Source organism: Brevundimonas sp. (assembly GCF_046299595.1).
GTDB lineage: Bacteria > Pseudomonadota > Alphaproteobacteria > Caulobacterales > Caulobacteraceae > Brevundimonas.
This window is the reverse complement of record NZ_JBKBHQ010000001.1, coordinates 2219506-2239191: the sequence shown is the minus strand read 5'-3', so window position 1 is coordinate 2239191 and position 19686 is coordinate 2219506. Positions and strand designations below refer to the sequence as shown.

Here is a 19686-nt window from a genome sequence, read left to right as displayed (position 1 = left end):
CGGGGTTTGATGAACAGGAGGCGTATCCCTATCGCGGGGTTGAAAGCGCGACAAGATCACCCAACGTCAAGAGCCGCCAACGCCCTTTCCCTCGTCCTCCCGAGCGCCTAATCCTCACGCCGTGACCGCCTCCGACACCACTCTCGCAACACCGGCCCCGCCGCGCCCCGCTCACGTCCTGATCCTGGGGGCCGGGCACGCCGGGGGCAGCGCCGCGCTCAATCTGCGCCAGTATGGCTTTGAAGGCGCCATCACCCTGCTGGGCGACGAGCCCCATGCCCCCTACCAGCGCCCGCCGCTGTCCAAGGCCTGGCTCAAGGGCGAGGCCGATCTCGACGCCCTGCTGCTGCGCCCCGAAAGCGCCTGGGCGGAGCAGGACATCACCTGGCTGGGCGGCACGCGCGCCGAAGCCATCGACCCGTCCGAGCGCGTGGTGCGCCATGGCCATGGCGAGACGCCCTATGACGCCCTGATCATTGCCACGGGCTCGCGCGCGCGACCCCTTGAGGTGCCCGGCGCGGAGCTTGAAGGCGTGCTCTCGCTGCGCAGCATCACCGATGCGGAAGCCCTGAAGCAGCGCATCCGCCCCGGCTGTCGCGTCGTTCTGGCAGGGGGCGGCTATGTCGGGCTTGAGGCAGCCGCCTCCGCCCGCGCCCTCGGTGCCGAGGTGACGGTGATCGAGCGCGAGCCGCGCTGCCTCTACCGCGTGGCCAGCGAGGCCCTGGCCCTGTTCTTCGAAGCCCGCCATCGCAGCGAGGGCGTGAGCATCCTCACCGGCGCGCGAGTGGCCGAGATCATCGGCGCGGAGGGCCACGTCAGCGCGGTGGTTCTCGATGACGGGCGCGAGATTGCCGCCGATCTGGTGCTGGTGGGCATCGGCGGTCTGGCCAATGACGAGCTCGCCCGCGCCGCGGGGCTGGAATGCGCCAATGGCATCGTGGTCGATGACGCCGCGCGCACCAGCGTGCCTCACATCCATGCCATCGGCGATGTGACCTGGCGGCCCCTGCCGCTCTATGAGGGCCGCCACTTCCGTCTTGAGAGCGTGCCCAATGCGCTAGAACAGGCCCGCCAGGTCGCCGCCCATCTGACCGGCCGCCCCGCCCCTTCACCCGAGGTGCCGTGGTTCTGGTCCGATCAGTATGATCTGAAACTGCAGATCGCGGGCCTGCCCTTCGATGCCGACCGCGTGATCGTGCGAGAGCGCGAGGGCGCTCTGGCGGTGTTTCACCTGATGGGCGAGACGCTGCGTGCCGTCGAGGCCGTCAACGCTCCGCCCGAGTTCATGATGGGCCGCCAGCTCATCGCCCGGCGCACGCCAGTCGATCCCGACCGCCTTGCCGACCCATCTGTTTCCATGAAGGAGGTCGCACGATGACCAGCCCTCTGACCCTGACACACATCATCGGTGCAGATCGCCCCGGCGAGGCGGCCAGCGAAATCCGCAATCCCTCCGATACAAACGAGGTGGTGGCCCTCGCGCCCCAAGGCGATGCGGCAACGGTCGATGCCGCCGTTCAGTCCGCCGCGCGCGCCCTGCCCGGCTGGTCCGCTGCCAGCCCCGAGGTCCGCGCCGACATTCTGGAGCGCACGGCCCAGCTCCTGTTCGAGCGCGCGGAGGCCATCGGCACCCTGCTGTCGCGCGAGGAAGGCAAGACACTAAAGGAAGGCATTGGCGAAACGCTGCGCGCGGCGCGCATCTTCCGCTATTTCGCCGGCGAGGCCCTGCGCCGCCACGGCCTGCGGCTCGACTCGGTGCGCGCAGGCGTCGAGGTCGAGACCCGGCGCGAGGCGCTGGGTGTCATCGGGCTGATCACGCCGTGGAACTTTCCCATCGCCATCCCGGCCTGGAAGGCGGCCCCCGCGCTGGCCTTCGGCAATACGGTGGTGCTCAAGCCCGCAGGACCGACACCGGCGACCGCCTTTACCCTGGCGCAGGTCCTGATCGAGGCGGGCCTGCCCAAGGGCGTGTTCAACCTCGTGATCGGACGCGGGGATGTGGGTCAGGCCATCGTCGACCATTCCGCCATCGCCGCGGTCAGCTTCACGGGCTCCCAGAAAGTCGGCCAGGGCGTCGCCGAGGGTTGCGCGCGCCGCCTTGCCCGCGTCCAGCTCGAGATGGGCGGCAAGAACCCGCTGGTCGTAATGGACGATGCCGATCTGGAACGCGCCGTAGAGATCGCGCTGGACGGCAGCTTCATGTCCACGGGCCAGCGCTGCACGGCCTCGTCACGCCTGATCGTGTGCGAGGGGGTGCATGACGCCTTCGTCGAGAAGCTGGGCGCGCGCGTTGCCAGCCTTCGCATCGGCCATGCGCTCGACCCCGAGACCCAGATCGGCCCGGCGGTGAGCGAGGCCCAGCAGGCCACCGACTATCGCTACATCGACATTGCCCGCGAAGACGGTGCCGAGGTGGTCGCGGGCGGCGAGCGCGTAGAGGCGGCCACGCCCGGCTGGTACGTGCAACCCACCTTGCTGGCGGGCACGCGATCGCACCAGCGGATCAATCAGGAAGAAGTGTTCGGCCCTGTCGCCTCGGTGATCCGTGTCGCCGATCTGGACGAGGCCCTCAGCGTGGCCAATGACGGCGAGTTCGGCCTGTCAGCGGGCATCGTCACCAACTCGCTCAGCGCCGCGCGGCGCTTTCAGCGCGAGATCCGCTCAGGCATGGCCATGGTCAACCTTCCCACGGCGGGGGTGGACTATCATGTGCCCTTTGGCGGCACCAGGGGCTCCAGCTACGGCCAGCGCGAGCAGGGCTTTGCCGCCGTGGATTTCTACACCCAGGTCAAGACCGCCTACACCCTGCCCTGAGATGGCTTGAGGCACTACCCGGTGCGCTGCTGGTGGCGCGCGCGCAGCACATCCATCACCTCGTCGAGACGCAGCGCACGCATCCTGAGCACCAGCAGCAGGTGGAACATCAGGTCGGCCGCCTCGCCCAGCAGGGCCTCGTCGTCTTCGGCGAGCGTGGCCAGCGCCACCTCGACGCCTTCCTCGCCCACCTTCTGCGCCGCCTTGTGCAGACCCTTGGCGGCAAGGCTCGCCGTATAGCTGCCGGGATCAGGCGATTTCAGCCGCCCGTCGATGATCGCCTCCAGCGCGGCCAGAAAGCCTGCGCCCGGTGCGCTCTCGCCCTCGAAGCAGCTCACCGTGCCCTCGTGGCAGGCAGGCCCGAGGGGGCGCACCTTCACCAGCACCGCATCGGCATCACAGTCATGGACGATGTCCACCACATGAAGGCGGTTGCCCGAGGTCTCGCCCTTCCTCCAGCGCCCGCCGCGCGAGCGGGAAAAGAACGTCGCCTCACCAGACTCCAGCGTTTCGCCCAGCGCCGCCGCGTCCATGTAGGCGAGCGTCAGCACCTGCAAGGTGTCGGCATCCTGCACGATGGCCGGGATCAGCCCGCCACCCTTGGCAAAATCGATGGCCGCAATATCGTCAGCGCGCCTGATGCGGCGCCCGGCGCCCGTAACCGCGTTCATGACCGCACCCTCTCGCCCGCCTCGCGCAGGGCCGTCTTCACGTCGCTCACGCTCAGCACTCCCTTGTGAAACACGCTGGCCGCCAGGGCTCCCGACACATCGGCCTTCGCGAACACGTCCACGAAATGCGCCGCCGCGCCCGCACCGCCCGAGGCGACCAGCGGGATGGTCAGCACATCGCGCGCGGCGCGCAGCTGCTCGATGTCATAGCCCTCACGCACGCCATCGCGGTTCATGCAATTCAGCACAACCTCGCCCGCGCCCAGCGCCTCGACCTCACGCAGCCATTGCAGGGTGTCGCGCCCGGTGGCGCGCGAGGCAGACACGCTGCCGGTGTACTGATGCACGCGCCAGCCCCCCTCGGTCGGCTCGCTGTCCACGCCCACGACGACGCACTGGCGTCCGGCCCGCCCGGCGATCTCGGCGATCAGTTCGGGACGCTCGAGCGCAGGCGAGTTGACGGAAATCTTGTCCGCCCCGTTTTCCAGGCAGCGCAGGGCATCCTCCACGCGCCGCAAGCCGCCCGCCACGCAGAAGGGAATGTCGAGCCCGCGCGCGATCTCGCGCACCCAGCCATAATCCAGCGTGCGGCCCTCCGGTGAGGCGGTAATGTCATAGAAGACCAGCTCGTCCGCGCCCTGATCGCGATAGCGCAGCGCCAGCTCGACCGCATCGCCCATGTCCTCATGGCCGCGAAAGCGCACGCCCTTGACCACGCGCCCGTTCATCACGTCGAGGCAGGGAATGATGCGCCTAGCCAGCATCGAGGGCCTCACCCAGAGAAAAGACGCCCTCATAGAGCGCGCGCCCGACGATCAGGCCATCGGCTCCGGCTGCGCGCGCGGCGCGCACGTCCTCAAGCCCGGCCACACCGCCCGATGCCTGCACCCGCAAGTGCGGAGCCATCTCAAGCACCTCGCGCACGAGGGCGGTGTTCACCCCGGTCATGGCGCCATCGCGGCTGACATCGGTGATGAGCACATGGCACAGCGCATCGCCATAAAACGCGATCAGCTCTGACAGGGCGCGGCCCGAGCCCTGCTGCCAGCCCTCGCTCAGCACCTCGGCCCCTCGCACGTCCAGCGCCAGACAGAGCCGCTCCGGCCCGATGTCCTTCAGCCACTGGCGGACGACTTCCGGGGCCTTGGCACTCAGCGAGCCCACCACCACGCGCGCGACACCTGCATCCAGCAGCGACGAGACGTCATCGAGCGAGCGCACCCCGCCGCCCGCCTGCACCTTCAGCCCGCTGCTGCGCGCCAGCAGTGACAGGGTCTCACCCTGAACGGCACGACCCTCACGCGCGCCATCTAGGTCCACGCAGTGCAACCACTGGGCGCCCTCACCCGCAAAGCTGCGCGCGCGCGCCAGCGGGTCGTCGTCATAGGTCGTGACCTGATCGAAGCGCCCGTGCATCAGGCGCACGCAACGACCCGCGATCAGGTCTATGGCCGGATAGATCAGCATGACGCGCGCTCGCCTTCTTGCAGATTCAGGAAGTTCTCGAGGATGCGCGCGCCCACCTCGCCAGAGCGCTCGGGATGGAACTGGCAACCCCACACAAGCCCCTGTCGCACCACTGCCGACCACCGCCCGCCATAGTCCGCCAGCGCCAGAGACGCCGGGCTTTGCGCCGCGCCGAAGCCATGCACGAAATAGGCGTAGGCGCCCTCATCTATGCCGATGAGCAGCGGGTCGTCCTTGCGGTGCACAAGCGCATTCCAGCCCATGTGCGGCGACGGGCCATGGGCACCCGGCGCAATGGCGCCGACGCGGCCGGAAATCAGACCGAGACAGGGCGTGTCCTGCTCCTCGCTGTGCTCGAACAGCACCTGCATCCCGAGGCATATGCCCAGCAGCGGCCTCGGGTAATCGCGCACCACGAGGTCCAGCCCGCGCTCGCGCAGGCGCGCCATGGCCGGCCCTGCCGCGCCAACGCCCGGCAGGATGGCGCGCGGTGCCGACGCGATCTCGCCTGCATCGCTGCTGATGAAGGCGCGCGCGCCAAGGCGCTCCAGCGCGAACATCACCGAGGCCGTGTTGCCACAGCCCATGTCGATCAGCACCACCTCGCTCACGCGATCACGCCCTTGGTGGAGGGCACGCCCCCGCCTTCCACCCGGATCGCCTGGCGCAGCGCGCGGCCCAGCGCCTTGTAGCAGGCCTCGGTCTTGTGGTGATCGTCCTCGCCGCTCACCCTGACATGGATCGACGCGCCCAGAGCATCGGCCAGAGAGCGGAACACATGGGCGGTAAGCTGGGTCGGATATTCACCGATGCGCTCCATGACGAAGCTGCCCTCGAAGCGGCTGTAGGGCCGCCCGCCCAGGTCCAGCGTCACACTGGCCAGAGTCTCGTCCATGGGCACGCTGAAGCCGAAGCGGCCGATGCCTGCGCGCGTGCCCAGCGCCTTGCGCAGCGCCGCGCCCAGCGCCAGGGCGCTGTCCTCGATGGTGTGATGCGGATCGGTGTGAAGGTCACCCTCGCACGACAGGCTGAGCGCAAAGCCGCCATGGGAGGCGACCTGATCCAGCATGTGATCGAAAAAGCCCACGCCGGTGCTGACGCGCACGGGTGCCGCAGCATCCAGATCGACACGCGCGACGATGCGGGTCTCCCTGGTGTCGCGCACCACCTCGGCCACGCGCACAGGCTCGCTCACCGCACCGCCCGTCAGCGCCGCGATCAGGCGGTCGTTGTCGCGCGGCTCTCCCACGGCCAGGCGCAGGCCTGAGTCCGTCAGCTCGGCTTTGATGCCGTGACGGCGCAAGCTGACATCCAGAGCAGCGCGCACCGCATCATCAGCGCATGAGCACTCCAGCAGCCAGCCATGGGCGGCGACATCGTTGATGCCCGGCACCTGTGCCAGCGCCTCGGCCAGCCGGACCTGCTCGGCCCGGACGAGCGCAACCCGCTCCATCAGCACCATCATGCGCGACGGATCGAGCGCCTGGGCGGCGAGCCGGGCCACGGGCACACTCAGGGGGGTGACGAACGGCGCGATCCGCGACAGCGTGTCAGGCGCAGCAATCAGCACCGCCACGGGGGCTCCGGCCAGACCCTCGATTCCGCCAAGGCTGCGCAGGACGATCTCGCCGTCGCTCCCGAGACCATCATAGCCAAGGCCGTAACGGTCATCGCGCAGGCGCCACGAGGTGCCGGTGCTCCCCTGAAGGGCGAGAGCCGACAGCCAGCGCTGTTCCTGCGGCGTCAGGAAGCGGTCATCGAGGTTCAGCGCCGCACCCTCCTGCCGCGCCGCCATGGCGAGCGCACGCAGGGCATCGAGGGTGCCGCCGGCGATCAGCACCTCGTCGGGCTCAAGGCCGAAAACCTCGGCGAGGCGGGCACGCAGGGCTTTGGGCTCGCCGGGCGCATCGCGCAGGGCCTCGCCATCGCTCACCAGGGCGGTGAAGGGCGCCCTCATGACACACCTGCACGGATGTCGGCCGCCCGTGCGTGGGCTTCGAGTCCCTCCAGCCGGGCAAGACGCGCCGCCGGTCCCGCCAGGGCGCGCGCGCCCTCGCGGCTCACCTTCTGAAGGGTGCTGGTGATCATGAAGCTGGAGACGCTCACCCCCGACCAGGCTCTGGCCGCACCATCGGTGGGCAGGACATGGTTCGACCCGGTCAGATAGTCCCCGAAGGTCTCGGCCATGCTCGCGCCGACAAAGACCGTTCCCGCCCGCTCGACCCGCCCGGCCAGAGCGTCGGCGTCTTCGGTCTGGATCGACAGATGCTCGGGCGCGTGAAGGTTGGCGACGTCCAGCGCCTCGTTAGTGTCGCGCACCAGCGCAGCGCGCGCCGCCGTGAGCGCGCGGGTGACCACCTCATGACGCGGCAGGCTGGCCGACTGGCGCTCCAGCGCCTCTGCGACACGCGCGATCAGGGCCTCGGACGGCGTGACCAGCAGCACCTGGGCAGAAGGATCGTGCTCGGCCTGGCTGAGCAGGTCGGCCGCCACCACCTCGGGATCGGCACTGTCATCGGCAATGACCATCAGCTCGGACGGGCCGGCAGGCAGGTCGATGCCGGGGCCGCCGGGCAGACTGGTGGCCAGACGCTTGGCTTCGGCGACCCAGGCATTGCCCGGCCCGAACAGCTTGTCCGCGCGCGTCATGCCATACAGGCCGAAGGTCATGGCGGCAATGGCCTGGGCCCCGCCGATCAGCCACAGGCCCTCCAGCCCCGAAAAGTCTGCGGCCAGCACCATCATCGGATGGGGCTCGCCGAGAGGTCCGGGAGGGCACGCGGCGACCCTCTCGCGCACCCCGGCGATCCGGGCGGGAATGGCCAGCATCAGCAGACTGGAAAACAGCGGGGCTGTGCCCGCAGGCACATAGAGCCCCGCACAGCCGATGGGCCGGTTACGCCGGATCAGTTCCAGCCCGGGCTGGGTCTGCACCAGCATCTCGCGCGCCGGGGCCGTGGCCTCGTGAAAGCTACGGATGTTGCGCGCCGCCATCTCGAGCGCCTCGACATCGGCCGGGTCCAGGCCATCCCGGGCGCGTGCGACGGCCTCTGTGGTCACGGGAAAATATCGTGGGGCAAAGCCGTCGATGCGCTGTGCCCATTCGATGATCGCCGCATCGCCGCGCGCCTCGGCATCGTCGAAGATAGTTCTGACGCGCGCGCGCAGGTCATCGCTGGTGCGCTGGCGCGGCCGGGCGAGGGCCGCCATGCGGGCGGGCGCATCGAGGCTCGCCCAGTCGATCAGGGTGAACGGCGACATGGCTCACATCATCTTTTCGATGGGCAGGACGAGGATCGAGGACGCGCCCGCGCCCTTCAGGCGCTCCAGCGTTTCCCAGAACACCGACTCCTGACAGACAGCGTGCACGGCCACCGCATCGTCGCGGCCCGCCAGGGGCGTGACGGTCGGCGCTCCGGCTCCGGGCAGGATGCGCGATATGGCGTCGAGCGCGCTGCGCGGAGCATTCATCATCACATATTTCGAGCCCTGCGAGGCAACCACACCGGCAAAGCGCTCCTCTACGCTCTGAAGCAGATCAGCAAGGGCAGGCTCGGGCGCGGCGTGCGAGCGGATCAGGACGGCCTCGCTCTCCAGCACCAGGTCACGGGCCATAAGGCCGTTGGCCTCCAAGGTCGCACCCGTGGACACCAGATCGCAGATGGCGTCGCTGACCTTCAGGCGCGGGGCCACCTCGACCGCACCGCGCATGGTCACGATGCGCGCATCCACGCCCTGCTCCTTCAGCCAGCGGCCCAGCACCACGGGATAGCTGGTGGCGATGCGCAGACCCGCCAGACTCTGGGGCCCGTGCCATTGCAGCCCCGGCGGGGTGGCAATCTTCAGTGCACAGCGCCCGAAGCCCAGCCGCATCAGCACCTGCGCGCCGCCCTCCTGCTCGCCGCGCTCCTGCTCGCTCAGCACATTCAGCCCCACGATGCCCAGATCACACACCCCGTCGCCGACCAGGGTGGCGATGTCGTCATCGCGCACACGCAGAAGGTCGATGGGCTGGTTCTCGATGCGATAGAGCAGTTCGTTGGCGCCCTTCATCACCCGCAGGCCCGCCGCTTCGATGAAGGCAAGGCTCCGCTCCGCCAGTCGTCCGCTTTTCTGGATGGCGATGCGCAGTCGTCCGGGCTCGGTGCTCATTGGCCCGCCTCCGCGCCTGACACGCGCCGGTCCAGCACCATGCGATAGCCGCCGTAGGGCATGTCTTTCAGATAGCGCGCCACGCGCACCACGGTGGTGGTCGAGGCGCCCACCGTCTCGGCGATCTCGCGATAGGGCATGTCGCCCTTGGCCAGAAGGCGCGCGACGGCCCAGCGCTCGGCGAAGGCACGAAGCTCGGCAGGAGTACACAGATCGGCCAGAAAGGCCTCGACCTCGGCGCGGCTCTGCAAGCTGAGCAGGGCGTCGCTAAGGTCTGCGAGATCGGGATTGGCGGGCTGCTGTTTCATTGTGGCGGCGTGTTATTACGATGAAACGCGCTTGGCAAGGGCCTTTGTGTCGCAGATGCGCATTATCTGAGGGCCATTGTTCTACTTTTGTTCTTGTCGAGGTGCACGCGGCGGCCTATTCTCGGTCCATGAGCGATGCCAAGATTCCCGGCCCACGCGCCAACCCCCTCGGCGAGGCTGCGCGCGGGCGAGGGGCGCGGGCCAATGCGTCGGGGCGCTATGAGCTTTATCGCCACGAGGCCTTCGATGACGGCTGGGCAGACGAGAGCCAGCCCGATGCGCCACTGCGCACCACCCTCACGCCCGAGACGGCACGGCGCATCCTGACGCGCAACGACAGCCCGGACATCGGCTTCGACCTGTCGATCAACGCTTACCGTGGCTGCGAGCACGGCTGCATCTACTGCTATGCGCGCCCGTCCCATGCCTATATGGGCCTGTCGCCGGGCCTGGATTTCGAGAGCCGTCTGTTCTTCAAGCCCGATGCGCCGCGCCTGCTGCGCCGCGAGCTGTCCAATCCGCGCTATCGCTGTGTGCGCATCCACGTCGGCGCCAACACCGATCCCTACCAGCCCGTCGAGCGCGAGCAGAAGATCACGCGCCAGATTCTCGAAGTGCTCGAGGCCTTCAACCAGCCGTTCTCGATCATCACCAAGTCGGCCCTGATCGTGCGCGATCTCGACATCCTCTCGCGCATGGCACAGCGGCGGCTTTGCTCGGCCTTCATTTCGCTGACCACGCTCGATCCGGCCCTGACCCGTGCGATGGAGCCGCGGGCCGCGACACCGCGCCGCCGCCTCGATGCCATACGCGCCCTCAGCAAGGCGGGCGTTCCGGTTGGCGTGGGCTTTGCCCCCGTCATCCCCGGCCTCAACGATCACGAGATGGAAGCGGTGCTTGAGGCCGCCGCCGAGGCCGGTGCCAGTACCGCCATGTATGTCGTGTTGCGCCTGCCCCTCGAGATCCATGAGCTGTTCGAGCAGTGGCTGCATACCGCCCGGCCCGAGCGTGCGCGGCGAGTCATGTCGCTGGTGCGCCAGATGCGCTCTGGCAAGGCCTATCAGGCGCGCTTTGGCGAGCGTATGCGCGGCGAAGGACCGGTCGCCGAACTGATCGCCTCGCGCTTTCGCATGGCGGTGAAACGCCATGGCCTGACGCGCCCGCGCCACGACCTCGACACCACCCAGTTCCGCGTGCCCGAACAGATGAGGCCACAGCTCGACCTGTTTGCATAAGCGGGCGGAGGCACATCTGCGCCTTACAGCCGCCAGGTCCGGCCCTCGGCCCCTGCCTCGCCCAGATGCTGCGCGATCCATCTAGCCACGCTCAGACCTTCATCATCGAGGCCCTTGGGCGCATTGGCGATGATCATGGCACAGCCGTTCATCTTCATGGGATTGGTCAGGGGCCGCAGTCGCGTCTCGATCACGCTGACTGGTGCGGCCATGCCCTCTATACGGCGCAGGCAGCCGTCAAAGGTCTCCATGTCCTTGAGAGGCGTCCATAGGGCAACCACCGCGTCGGGAAGCGCATCCACGACGCCGCGCAGGGCCTCGGCCGAGCGCACATAGTCATCGGCGCGCTCGAAGGGCGGGTCGATCAGCACAAGAAGTCCATTGGACGCCTTCTCCGCCCTCACCTCGCCCATCAGGCCGTCATAGCCATCGGCCCCGCGTGCGTGGGCATTGTCGTGGTCGGCCAGCACCCGCTCCAGCAGGGCCAGCACCTCGGGGTTCAGCTCAAAGCCGCAGTAGCTGTCCTCACGGGCCAGAGCCCCGACGATCAGGCGCGGCGAGCCCGGATAGAGGCGCACCTCCGCGTCGTTCAGGCGCTCCACCCGTTCGGCCAGCATCCGCAGTGCGCCCGGCATGGAGGCTCGCGGCGCCCCCATCAGACGCCCGATCCCGGCCTCGGCCTCGCGTGAGCGGGCCTGAGTGCCATCCCCCAGATCATAGAGCCCCGCACCCGCATGGGTGTCGATCACCGCAAGGGGGCGCGGCATCCGCTCCAGCAGCCACAGCACCAGAGCGTGCTTGAGCAGGTCGGCGAAGTTCCCCGCGTGATAGGCGTGACGATAGTTCATGGCACCACAGGACCGATCCTCTCTCGCCGGTCAAGGCGGAACCGCACGCGCCCCTGCCGGATTTGTCTCCTGCCCGCTCGGGGCCTCGGGATCAGCAGATGGCGGACGGTGCAACGTTCAGGACAGGAACCGAGGGCGATATCGCCCGCCATGGTCTCACCTATTGCAGCGACGAGATGGGCGGAATCCGGCGCCTTCGCGCTGGCCGGGGCTTTCGCTATGTCGATCAGGACAACACCCCGGTGCGAGACCCTGACACCTTGCAGCGCATAAAGGCGCTGGCCATTCCGCCTGCATGGAAGGATGTCTGGATCTGTGCCCAGGCCACCGGCCACATCCAGGCCACCGGGCGCGATGAAAAGGGCCGCAAGCAGTATCGCTATCACGCCAGCTGGACCTCGCTTCAGGCTGAGGAAAAGTTCACGCGCCTGATCGGCTTTGCCCGCCGCCTGCCGCGCCTGCGCGATGCGGCAGAGCGCGACCTGTCGCGCCGCGGGCCGTGCCGGGAGAAGGTCTGCGCAACGGTCGTGCGCCTGCTCGAAATCACCCTGATCCGCGTGGGCAACGCGACCTATGCCCGCCAGAACCGCAGCTATGGCCTCACCACATTGCACAAGCGCCATATCGAGGTGGACGGCACGGGCCTGCAATTCGCCTTTCGCGGCAAGAGCGGTGTGGAGCACCGCCTCAGCGTGCGCGACCGCAGGCTGGCGCGCATCGTGCGCAGCCTGCATGAGCTGCCGGGCCAGCACCTGTTCAAGTATCGCGATGAGGACGGCGACATGGTGCCCCTGACCTCGGATGCGGTGAACGCCTACATCCGCGAGCACATCGGGGAGTCCTTTTCGGCCAAGGATTTCCGCACCTGGGCGGGCACACTGTCTGCGGCGCGTTTCCTGCGCGATCAGGCGCCGCCGAGCTGCGAGCGCAGCGCCCGGCGCACGGTGGCGGCCTGTGTGCGCGATGTCTCGCGACGGCTGGGCAACACCCCGGCGGTGTGCCGATCCAGCTATGTGCACCCGCGTGTGATCGAACTCTATGAAGCCGGAGCCCTGTGCGAGAGCCTTCCGGGCAGCCGGACCAAGGGCTTCGAGGTTGCCCTCATTCGCCTGCTCGACAAGAGGTGACTGCGCTCTTCGCTTGACTTGGAACGCGACAAGGCCCATTTGCGCTGCATCGCACAACGCGATGTCCGGTGCGCTCCAGCGCGTGAAAGCCATATTGCAGGTCTCCCTGCACGCTGGCGAGACTGTCGAGCGACCGGCCCATTTCCAGTTTCATTCGCTGTCCGATCACGCGGGACGGTGCCCGCTGAAGCCTTCCGGTCCATGGCCGGGAGCGGGCCCGCGCACTCGCGCGCGCCCTTGATCGAAAGACAGACAAGACTGTGACCAACATAACCTTCTCCGACATGGGCCTGAACGGTGCTCTGCTGAGCGCGCTTGCCCGTGAAGGCTACGAGACCCCCACGCCCATTCAGGCCCGCGCCATTCCCGATGTGATAAAGGGCCGCGACCTGCTGGGCATCGCCCAGACCGGCACCGGCAAGACGGCGGCCTTTGCCCTGCCGATCCTGCACCGCCTGGCCGAGAACCGCACCCCTCCGCGCCCGGGCCAGACGCGCGCCCTGATCCTGTCGCCCACGCGCGAGCTGGCCAGCCAGATCGCCGACAGCTTCCGCGCCTATGGCCAGAACATGGGCTTTCGCATCGGCGTCATCTTCGGCGGCGTGAAATACGGCCCGCAGGAGCGCGCCCTGAAGCAGGGCCTCGACGTGCTGGTTGCCGCACCCGGCCGCCTGCTCGATCACGTCCAGCAGCGCAACATCGACCTGTCGGGCGTGGAGATCTTCGTGCTCGACGAGGCGGACCAGATGCTGGACCTCGGCTTCATCAAGCCGATCCGCCAGGTGGTCTCGCGCATGACCGGCCGCCGCCAGAACCTGTTCTTCTCGGCCACCATGCCCACCGAGATCGGCAAGCTGGCCGCCGAGCTGCTCAAGGATCCGGTGCGCGTGCAGGTCACGCCCCAGGCCACCACCGTCGAGCGCATCGACCAGGGCGTCATCATCGTCGAGGCGGGCCGCAAGCGCGCCCTGCTGTCCGAGATGTTTGCCGACGACAGGCTTAAGCGCTGTCTGGTGTTCACCAAGACCAAGCACGGTGCGGACAAGGTCGCTGCCTATCTGGAAGCGGGCGGCGTCAGCGCCGGTGCCATCCACGGCAACAAGAGCCAGTCCCAGCGCGAGCGCACCCTGGAGGCCTTCAAGGCCGGTCGCCTTCGCGCCCTGGTCGCCACCGACATCGCCGCGCGCGGTATCGATGTCGATGCGGTCAGCCATGTGGTGAACTTCGAGCTGCCCTTCGTGCCCGAGTCCTACGTCCACCGCATCGGACGCACCGCGCGCGCGGGCGCGGACGGCGTGGCCATCAGCCTGGTCTCGCCCGACGAGATGAAGCTGCTGCGCGACATCGAGCGTACCACGCGCCAGAAGATCAAGAGCTGGGACCGGCGCAACGACAAGGCCCTCGCCGCCCTTGATGCCTCGATCATGCAGGCGGGCGTGGGCCGCAAGCCCACCATGCCCGAGCGCGAGACACCCGAGCCGCGCTCACGCCGCCGCACCCGCGGTGCCACCGTGCGCCCTGACGGCGGCGGCCAGCCCCACCGTGTGCGCGGGCGGGGCAAGGGTGCAGGCACCGGGCCTCGCGCTGCGGCTCCGGCAGCCCGTCCGGCCTATGATCCCATGAGCGCCGAACGCAAGCCCGCCGTCGAAGGCGATTTCAAGATCAAGCGCCGTCGCAGGCGCAAGCCCCAGTCTGCCTGAGACAGCACCTTGATGGACTGAAAGAGAAGGCGGCCCTCAGGCCGCCTTTTCCCAATTCAGGATCACCTTGCCGGACTTGCCCGAGCGCATGACCTCGAAGCCCTCGCGATAGTCGGCAAAGTCGAAGCGGTGTGTGATCAGCGGGTCAAGATCGAGGCCGGCGTTCAGCAGGCCCAGCATCTTGCGCCAGGTGGTGAACATCTCGCGCCCATACACGCCCTTTATGGTCAGGGCCTTGAGGATGATCGCGCCCCAGTCCGTCTCCATGGGCTTTGACGGAATGCCCAGCAGCGCCAGCCCGCCGCCCATGATCAGGGTGTCGACGCACTGTCTGAAGGCGATGGGCGATCCCGACATCTCCAGGGCCACATCGAAGCCGACCTTCATGCCCAGCTCGTGGATCACGTCGTGCAGATCCTCGCGCGTGGTGTTCACCGTGCGGACGCCCGGCGCGACCTTCTGGGCCAGTTCGAGGCGATAGTCGTTGATGTCGGTCAGCACCACGGTGCGCGCACCGGCGTGGCGTGCGACCGCCGCGGCCATGATGCCGATCGGGCCTGCGCCTGTGACCAGCACGTCCTCGCCGAGCAGGTCGAACTGCTGGGCGGTATGCACCGCATTGCCGAACGGATCGAGCATGGAGGCCACGTCATCGCTGACGTCAGAGGGCAACTCGATGACATTGAAGGCCGGGGCCGCGACATAGCCTGCGAAGGCGCCCTGACGGTTCACCCCGATGCCGCGCGTGTTGGGATCGAGATGGAAGTGGCCCGCGCGTGCCGCCTCGCTGTTGAGGTCGATCACGTGGCCTTCGACCGAAACGCGCTGGCCGACTTTGAGCGGGCGGTTGACATCCTTGCCGATGGCGACGATCTCGCCCGAGAACTCGTGGCCGGTGATCATGGGCACGGGCACGTTCTTCTGGGACCACTCGTCCCAGTTCCAGATATGGATGTCGGTGCCGCAGATGGCCGCGCGGCGCACCTTGATCAGCACGTCCTCCGGCCCGGCCTCGGGCACCGGCGCCTCGATCAGCTCCAGCCCCTCTGCGGGTCGGGTCTTGGCGAGGGCTTTCATGGTCTCAGTCATGCGATCACTCCGAGTTCCTTGCCGGCCGTGACGAAGGCGTCCACGGCGGCGTCGATATGGTCAAAGCTATGGGCGGCGGACATCTGGGTGCGGATTCGGGCCTGGCCGCGCGGCACCACGGGGAAGCTGAAGCCGATCACATAGACGCCCAGCTCCAGCATCCGTGCGGCCATGTCCTGGGCCAGACGCGCATCGCCCAGCATGACCGGGATGATGGGATGCTCGCCGGGCAGAAGATCGAAGCCGTGCCCGCTCATGGCCGTGCGGAAGCGCGCGGCATTGGCGAACAGGCGCTGGCGCAAGTCATCGCCCTCCTCGCCCCCGGCGATGCGGATGGCCTCCAGCGAGGAACCGCACACGGCGGGGCTCAGTGCGTTGGAGAACAGATAGGGGCGCGCGCGCTGCTTGAGCAGGCTCACCACCTCGCCGCTGGCGCAGATGAAACCGCCCATGGCCCCGCCCAGCGCCTTGCCGAAGGTACCGGTCACAAAGTCCACCTTGACGCCGTGGTGCGCGAACGAGCCGCGCCCCTGCGGGCCGAGAAAGCCCGTCGCGTGGCAGTCATCAACCATGATCAGCGCCTGATAGCGGTCGGCCAGCACGCGGATGTCGTTCAGGCGCGCGATGTAGCCGTCCATCGAGAAGGCACCGTCGGTGACGATCACGATGTCGCGCGCGCCTCCCTCGCGGGCCTCCTTCAGGCGCGCCTCCAGCTCATCCATGTCCGAGTTGGCAAAGCGATAGCGGCGCGCCTTGCACAGGCGCACCCCGTCGATGATCGAGGCGTGGTTCAGGCTGTCCGAGACGATGGCGTCGTCCTCGGTGAACAGGGGCTCGAAGATGCCGCCGTTGGCATCGAAGGCGGCGGCGAAAAGGATGGCATCCTCAAAGCCCAGATAGGTCGCAATTGCCGCCTCGAGCTCTTTGTGGATCTCCAGCGTGCCACAGATGAAACGCACGCTGGCCGTGCCCGCGCCCCAGCGCGACTGGGCATCCAGGCCCGCCTGCACGACACGCGGGTCCGCCGCCAGCCCCAGATAGTTGTTGGCGCAGAAGTTCAGCACCTCGCGTCCGGCCACCGTGATCACCGGGCCTTGCGGCGAGGCGATGACACGCTCGGGCTTGGTCAGGCCCTGGGTGTCGATCTCGCTGAGCGTATCGCGCACGCGAGCATGAAAGCTGGCGGTGGTGTAGTCGGTCATCGGGCCTCTCTGTGCGGCGGGCTGCCCGGCAGTGGCAGCGGCATCCGCAGAGGGCATTAAGCCGAAACGCCGCCGACGCCAACCGTCAGCCGCCCTCGGCCTCGCTGGCCCGGACAGGACTGACGCGCACGCGCTCGCCGCAGGCCTGAACGCGGGCTTCGACACTGGCACGGGCCGTATCGAGCGGGGGCGTGACCTGGATACGCGTTGCGCTGGGGCACTGGCTCTGCCCCTGGCCGGGGACGTTGCTGGTGCTGACGTCGAAATAGGCGCGCTCGCCGGGGCGGATGGTGATGGTCGGCGGGCGCGTGCCCTCGCGCTGTCCGGCAGGGGCGCGGGGCTCCGAGCGCAGGGAGGTCAGCGCCTGACCATCCGCGCCGATCAGGCCGACCGTCGGATAGCCCTGCAAGGTGCACGCCGTGCTGCCCCGGTTGGTCAGGGCAAGGGTGGTCGCCGTCGTGCCCGCAGCCCCTTGCGTCCCGACCACCGCAAGTGTCAGGGCGGGACCGCGGCAAGGTGCGCCATCGGCTGTCGTCGTGCCCGCCGCCGCAGACTCCGGCGCGCTCAGGGGGCCTTCGGGCAGGATGAGGGGTGTCTCGTCAACGCTGGCGGGCGGAGCAATCCCGCCTGCGGCACTGGAGGGGCGCACGCAGCGCTCCAGCACCGCCACGCCCACATCGCTGTTGGGGCCCATACGCGACAAGGTGGCTTCCTCCAGGCCCTCGCGGGCGCGCGTCCACCACTCCAGATCGTCGCCCGAATAGCGCGCGCCGCTGGCCGCCTCGACCAGGCGCATGGCGATCTCGCGCCCGTCATAGCTGACCTGCGCCGTGGCGGGATCGGGATAGGTGACGGTGATCGACCGGCCGCTCTCGCAGGCATAGGACAGCGGCCCACCCACGGGTGCCGTGGCGCTCAGATCGGGCTCGCGCACGACCTCCTCGCCCGTGTCGGTGGCGGCTTCACGATTGCACGCGGCCAGAGACAGGCTCAGCGCAAGGGCGCTCACAGCGATGGAACGCGAGGCATTGCTGATCATGGCAAGAGTCACTCCGGTTAAGCCTGTGCCTTAACGCAGGCGGTTGCGAATGGCTCCGCAGGGTGGCTGGCGGGGCTCAGGGCCTGCCGAGCACCTGAAAGCGCAGGCGGTTGTCGTCGCTGTCCTGCACGTCGCTGCGCAGGGTCTGGAGGCCATATAGCTCGGCGGCGCTGGCCGGGGCGATCACCGCGCGCGTCGGATCGTCCGCCAGAGCCAGGTCTCGCGCCGCCCCCGCCGTGTCGAAGGCCTCGCGCGCGCTCAAGCCTAGCGCCCTCAAGGTGCCACGGCACTGGTCCAGCACCACCGGATGGCTCTCGACCACGCGGATCGAGCCAAGCTGGGCACCGGGCACGGCCATGAGCATCAGGCGGATCGGCCGCCAGACATCGCCCATGACCACCAGATGAGAGGCCTCGATCAGCGCGCCGCTCTCCCTGATCGTGCCGGACAGGCTCGATTCCACCGGCAGCACGGCATAGTCGCACTCGCCCTCGTCGACCGCGCGCAGGGTCTCGTCGAAGGTCTCGTAGCCCACGGGCGTGTCCCACGGTCTCAGCGCAAGGCAGGCCTCGAAGCTGTAGGAGCCCGGCACGCCCTGATATGCGATGCGCCCCGTGCCCATGAGACTACGCGGCCTGAGAGCGGCTGGCGTTCAGCGCCCGCAGCCGCTCGGCGACCAGGAACGCCAGTTCCAGCGCCTGGCTGTTGTTGAGACGCGGATCGCAATGGGTGTGATAGCGGCTCATGAGATCATCTTCCGTCAGGGCCTGAGCGCCGCCCAGACACTCGGTGACGTTCTGGCCCGTCATCTCGAGGTGCACACCGCCCGGATGCACGCCCTCGGCCTCGGCCACATCGATGAAAGTGCGAACCTCGGTCAGGATACGGTCGAAGGGGCGGGTCTTGTAGCCATTGGCCGCCTTCAGCGTATTGCCGTGCATGGGGTCGATCGACCAGACCACCCTGGCGCCAGCATCACGCGTGGCCCGCATGAGCAGAGGCAGGCGCGCGCCCACGCGGTCGGCACCAAAACGCCCGATCAGCGTCAGGCGTCCGGCCTGATTGCCCGGATTGAGCACCTCGATCAGACGCAGCAGCTCGTCCGGCTCCAGCGTCGGGCCGCACTTCAGCCCGATGGGATTGCTGATGCCGCGCGCGAACTCGATGTGCGCGCCGTCAAGCTGACGCGTGCGCTCGCCGATCCACAGCATATGGGCCGAGGTGTCGTAGAACTCGCCCGTCTCCTGATCCTGACGGGTCATGGCCTGCTCGAAGTTGAGCAGCAGCGCCTCGTGGCTGGTGAACATCTCCACGCGCGAGAGCTGAGGGTGCGTCTCGGGCGTGATGCCGACCGCCTCCATGAAGGCCAGGGCCTCGCTGATCTTGTCGGCCAGATCCTGATAGCGCGCGCCATAGGCATCATCGCTGCCAAAGCCCAGCGTCCAGCGCCTCATGTTGTAGAGGTCCGCATAGCCACCGCTGGCGAATGCCCGCAGCAGGTTCAGCGTGGCGCTGGACTGATGATAGGCGCGCAGCAGGCGCTCGGGGTCAGGCGTGCGCGTGGCTGCCTCGAAGTCCATGCCGTTGATGTTGTCGCCGCGATAGCTGGGCAGGGTCACGCCCTCCAGCGTCTCGAAATCGGCACTGCGCGGCTTGGCGAACTGACCGGCGATGCGCCCCACCTTCACCACCGGCTTGCGCCCGGCAAAGGTCAGCACCACCGCCATCTGAAGGATCAGGCGAAAGGCATCGCGGATGTTGTCGCTGGAGAACTCCTTGAAGCTCTCGGCGCAGTCGCCGCCCTGAAGCAGGAAGGCCCGCCCCTCGGCCACGCTGGCCAGCCGATCTTTCAGCGCCCGCGCCTCGCCCGCGAACACCAGAGGCGGCAGGCCCGAAAGCTCGCCCTCGACGCGCGCGAGCGCCTGCGCGTCCGGGTAGTCGGAGGGCATGTGCTTGACCGGTCGGGTCCGCCATGAGGAAGGCTGCCAGCGCGTGTTCATGAGCCCAATCTAGTCCTCGTGTGCGCCTGCCACA

General features: G+C 68.3%; 19 protein-coding genes. 5 read left to right on the top strand and 14 right to left on the bottom strand.

The annotated features are described in order from the left end of the window. Positions 1-121 precede the first annotated feature (121 nt). Positions 122-1378, top strand: a complete 1257-nt coding sequence (locus ACK4E3_RS11090; protein ID WP_409700582.1) for an NAD(P)/FAD-dependent oxidoreductase — start codon at positions 122-124, stop codon at positions 1376-1378. After that, the gene (locus ACK4E3_RS11085) at positions 1375-2814 is read left to right on the top strand and encodes an aldehyde dehydrogenase family protein (RefSeq protein WP_409700579.1); all 1440 of its coding nucleotides are present in this window, start codon (positions 1375-1377) and stop codon (positions 2812-2814) included. The genes ACK4E3_RS11090 and ACK4E3_RS11085 overlap by 4 nt, the downstream gene beginning before the upstream one ends. A 14-nt stretch (positions 2815-2828) precedes the next feature. Here the strand turns inward: ACK4E3_RS11085 and hisIE are convergent, their stop codons facing one another. From hisIE to ACK4E3_RS11045, 8 genes are read right to left on the bottom strand one after another with little or no spacing between them, the layout of a single operon-like run. Next, the gene (gene hisIE / locus ACK4E3_RS11080) at positions 2829-3485 is read right to left on the bottom strand and encodes a bifunctional phosphoribosyl-AMP cyclohydrolase/phosphoribosyl-ATP diphosphatase HisIE (protein WP_409700576.1); all 657 of its coding nucleotides are present in this window, start codon (positions 3483-3485) and stop codon (positions 2829-2831) included. Further along, the gene (gene hisF, locus ACK4E3_RS11075; protein ID WP_409700573.1) at positions 3482-4249 is read right to left on the bottom strand and encodes an imidazole glycerol phosphate synthase subunit HisF; all 768 of its coding nucleotides are present in this window, start codon (positions 4247-4249) and stop codon (positions 3482-3484) included. The genes hisIE and hisF overlap by 4 nt, the downstream gene beginning before the upstream one ends. After that, the gene (gene hisA / locus ACK4E3_RS11070; RefSeq protein ID WP_409700570.1) at positions 4239-4952 is read right to left on the bottom strand and encodes a 1-(5-phosphoribosyl)-5-[(5-phosphoribosylamino)methylideneamino]imidazole-4-carboxamide isomerase; all 714 of its coding nucleotides are present in this window, start codon (positions 4950-4952) and stop codon (positions 4239-4241) included. The genes hisF and hisA overlap by 11 nt, the downstream gene beginning before the upstream one ends. Next, positions 4946-5563 (bottom strand): imidazole glycerol phosphate synthase subunit HisH, encoded by a 618-nt coding sequence (gene hisH, locus ACK4E3_RS11065; RefSeq protein WP_409700567.1) that lies wholly within the window; start codon positions 5561-5563, stop codon positions 4946-4948. Before hisH ends, hisA begins: the two co-directional genes overlap by 7 nt. Further along, positions 5560-6909 carry an imidazoleglycerol-phosphate dehydratase HisB gene (locus tag ACK4E3_RS11060; RefSeq protein ID WP_409700564.1) on the bottom strand — a complete coding sequence of 450 codons (1350 nt, stop codon included), beginning with the start codon at positions 6907-6909 and terminating at the stop codon, positions 5560-5562. Before ACK4E3_RS11060 ends, hisH begins: the two co-directional genes overlap by 4 nt. After that, positions 6906-8213, bottom strand: a complete 1308-nt coding sequence (gene hisD, locus ACK4E3_RS11055; protein ID WP_409700561.1) for a histidinol dehydrogenase — start codon at positions 8211-8213, stop codon at positions 6906-6908. The genes ACK4E3_RS11060 and hisD overlap by 4 nt, the downstream gene beginning before the upstream one ends. Positions 8214-8216: 3 nt before the next feature. Further along, positions 8217-9104, bottom strand: a complete 888-nt coding sequence (hisG, locus tag ACK4E3_RS11050) for an ATP phosphoribosyltransferase (protein WP_409700558.1) — start codon at positions 9102-9104, stop codon at positions 8217-8219. Further along, positions 9101-9412: a YerC/YecD family TrpR-related protein gene (locus tag ACK4E3_RS11045; protein ID WP_409700555.1), complete on the bottom strand. Its 312-nt coding sequence runs from the start codon at positions 9410-9412 to the stop codon at positions 9101-9103. The genes hisG and ACK4E3_RS11045 overlap by 4 nt, the downstream gene beginning before the upstream one ends. A gap of 128 nt (positions 9413-9540) precedes the next feature. Here ACK4E3_RS11045 and ACK4E3_RS11040 point away from each other — a divergent pair, with 128 nt between their 5' ends. Then, positions 9541-10647, top strand: coding sequence for a PA0069 family radical SAM protein (locus ACK4E3_RS11040; protein ID WP_409700552.1), 1107 nt, complete (start codon positions 9541-9543; stop codon positions 10645-10647). A 23-nt stretch (positions 10648-10670) separates the two neighbouring features. On the opposite strand, the gene rlmJ is transcribed toward ACK4E3_RS11040, so the two are convergent. Further along, complete coding sequence (gene rlmJ, locus ACK4E3_RS11035) at positions 10671-11495, bottom strand: 23S rRNA (adenine(2030)-N(6))-methyltransferase RlmJ (protein ID WP_409700549.1); 825 nt, start codon at positions 11493-11495, stop codon at positions 10671-10673. Positions 11496-11593: 98 nt separating this feature from the next. Between rlmJ and ACK4E3_RS11030 the strand changes: the two genes are divergently transcribed. Next, on the top strand, positions 11594-12622 hold the full coding sequence (locus ACK4E3_RS11030) for a DNA topoisomerase IB (RefSeq protein WP_409700547.1): 1029 nt from the start codon (positions 11594-11596) through the stop codon (positions 12620-12622). A 284-nt stretch (positions 12623-12906) separates the two neighbouring features. After that, positions 12907-14322 (top strand): DEAD/DEAH box helicase, encoded by a 1416-nt coding sequence (locus tag ACK4E3_RS11025; protein ID WP_409701259.1) that lies wholly within the window; start codon positions 12907-12909, stop codon positions 14320-14322. Positions 14323-14358: 36 nt separating this feature from the next. On the opposite strand, the gene tdh is transcribed toward ACK4E3_RS11025, so the two are convergent. From tdh to ACK4E3_RS11000, 5 genes are all read right to left on the bottom strand, one after another. Continuing rightward, positions 14359-15399 (bottom strand): L-threonine 3-dehydrogenase, encoded by a 1041-nt coding sequence (tdh, locus tag ACK4E3_RS11020; RefSeq protein WP_409701256.1) that lies wholly within the window; start codon positions 15397-15399, stop codon positions 14359-14361. Positions 15400-15407: 8 nt separating this feature from the next. Beyond that, positions 15408-16613: a glycine C-acetyltransferase gene (gene kbl / locus ACK4E3_RS11015; protein WP_409700544.1), complete on the bottom strand. Its 1206-nt coding sequence runs from the start codon at positions 16611-16613 to the stop codon at positions 15408-15410. Between the two features lie 85 nt (positions 16614-16698). Beyond that, the gene (locus ACK4E3_RS11010; protein ID WP_409700541.1) at positions 16699-17652 is read right to left on the bottom strand and encodes a DUF4232 domain-containing protein; all 954 of its coding nucleotides are present in this window, start codon (positions 17650-17652) and stop codon (positions 16699-16701) included. 76 nt (positions 17653-17728) lie between these two features. Further along, entirely contained in the window at positions 17729-18274 is a 546-nt protein-coding gene (locus ACK4E3_RS11005) for a prephenate dehydratase domain-containing protein (RefSeq protein ID WP_409700538.1), read from the bottom strand. A 4-nt stretch (positions 18275-18278) separates the two neighbouring features. Then, entirely contained in the window at positions 18279-19652 is a 1374-nt protein-coding gene (locus ACK4E3_RS11000; protein WP_409700535.1) for a class II 3-deoxy-7-phosphoheptulonate synthase, read from the bottom strand. Positions 19653-19686 lie beyond the last annotated feature (34 nt).

Coding starts and splice junctions, on each gene's coding strand:
- hisD (WP_409700561.1), bottom strand. CDS start 8,213: ATGTCGCCGTTCACCCTGATCGACTGGGCGAGCCTCGATGCGCCCGCC.
- tdh (WP_409701256.1), bottom strand. CDS start 15,399: ATGAAAGCCCTCGCCAAGACCCGACCCGCAGAGGGGCTGGAGCTGATC.
- ACK4E3_RS11000 (WP_409700535.1), bottom strand. CDS start 19,652: ATGAACACGCGCTGGCAGCCTTCCTCATGGCGGACCCGACCGGTCAAG.
- hisF (WP_409700573.1), bottom strand. CDS start 4,249: ATGCTGGCTAGGCGCATCATTCCCTGCCTCGACGTGATGAACGGGCGC.
- rlmJ (WP_409700549.1), bottom strand. CDS start 11,495: ATGAACTATCGTCACGCCTATCACGCGGGGAACTTCGCCGACCTGCTC.
- ACK4E3_RS11010 (WP_409700541.1), bottom strand. CDS start 17,652: ATGATCAGCAATGCCTCGCGTTCCATCGCTGTGAGCGCCCTTGCGCTG.
- hisA (WP_409700570.1), bottom strand. CDS start 4,952: ATGCTGATCTATCCGGCCATAGACCTGATCGCGGGTCGTTGCGTGCGC.
- ACK4E3_RS11060 (WP_409700564.1), bottom strand. CDS start 6,909: ATGAGGGCGCCCTTCACCGCCCTGGTGAGCGATGGCGAGGCCCTGCGC.
- ACK4E3_RS11045 (WP_409700555.1), bottom strand. CDS start 9,412: ATGAAACAGCAGCCCGCCAATCCCGATCTCGCAGACCTTAGCGACGCC.
- kbl (WP_409700544.1), bottom strand. CDS start 16,613: ATGACCGACTACACCACCGCCAGCTTTCATGCTCGCGTGCGCGATACG.
- ACK4E3_RS11085 (WP_409700579.1), top strand. CDS start 1,375: ATGACCAGCCCTCTGACCCTGACACACATCATCGGTGCAGATCGCCCC.
- ACK4E3_RS11030 (WP_409700547.1), top strand. CDS start 11,594: ATGGCGGACGGTGCAACGTTCAGGACAGGAACCGAGGGCGATATCGCC.
- ACK4E3_RS11040 (WP_409700552.1), top strand. CDS start 9,541: ATGAGCGATGCCAAGATTCCCGGCCCACGCGCCAACCCCCTCGGCGAG.
- ACK4E3_RS11025 (WP_409701259.1), top strand. CDS start 12,907: ATGGGCCTGAACGGTGCTCTGCTGAGCGCGCTTGCCCGTGAAGGCTAC.
- hisG (WP_409700558.1), bottom strand. CDS start 9,104: ATGAGCACCGAGCCCGGACGACTGCGCATCGCCATCCAGAAAAGCGGA.
- hisIE (WP_409700576.1), bottom strand. CDS start 3,485: ATGAACGCGGTTACGGGCGCCGGGCGCCGCATCAGGCGCGCTGACGAT.
- ACK4E3_RS11005 (WP_409700538.1), bottom strand. CDS start 18,274: ATGGGCACGGGGCGCATCGCATATCAGGGCGTGCCGGGCTCCTACAGC.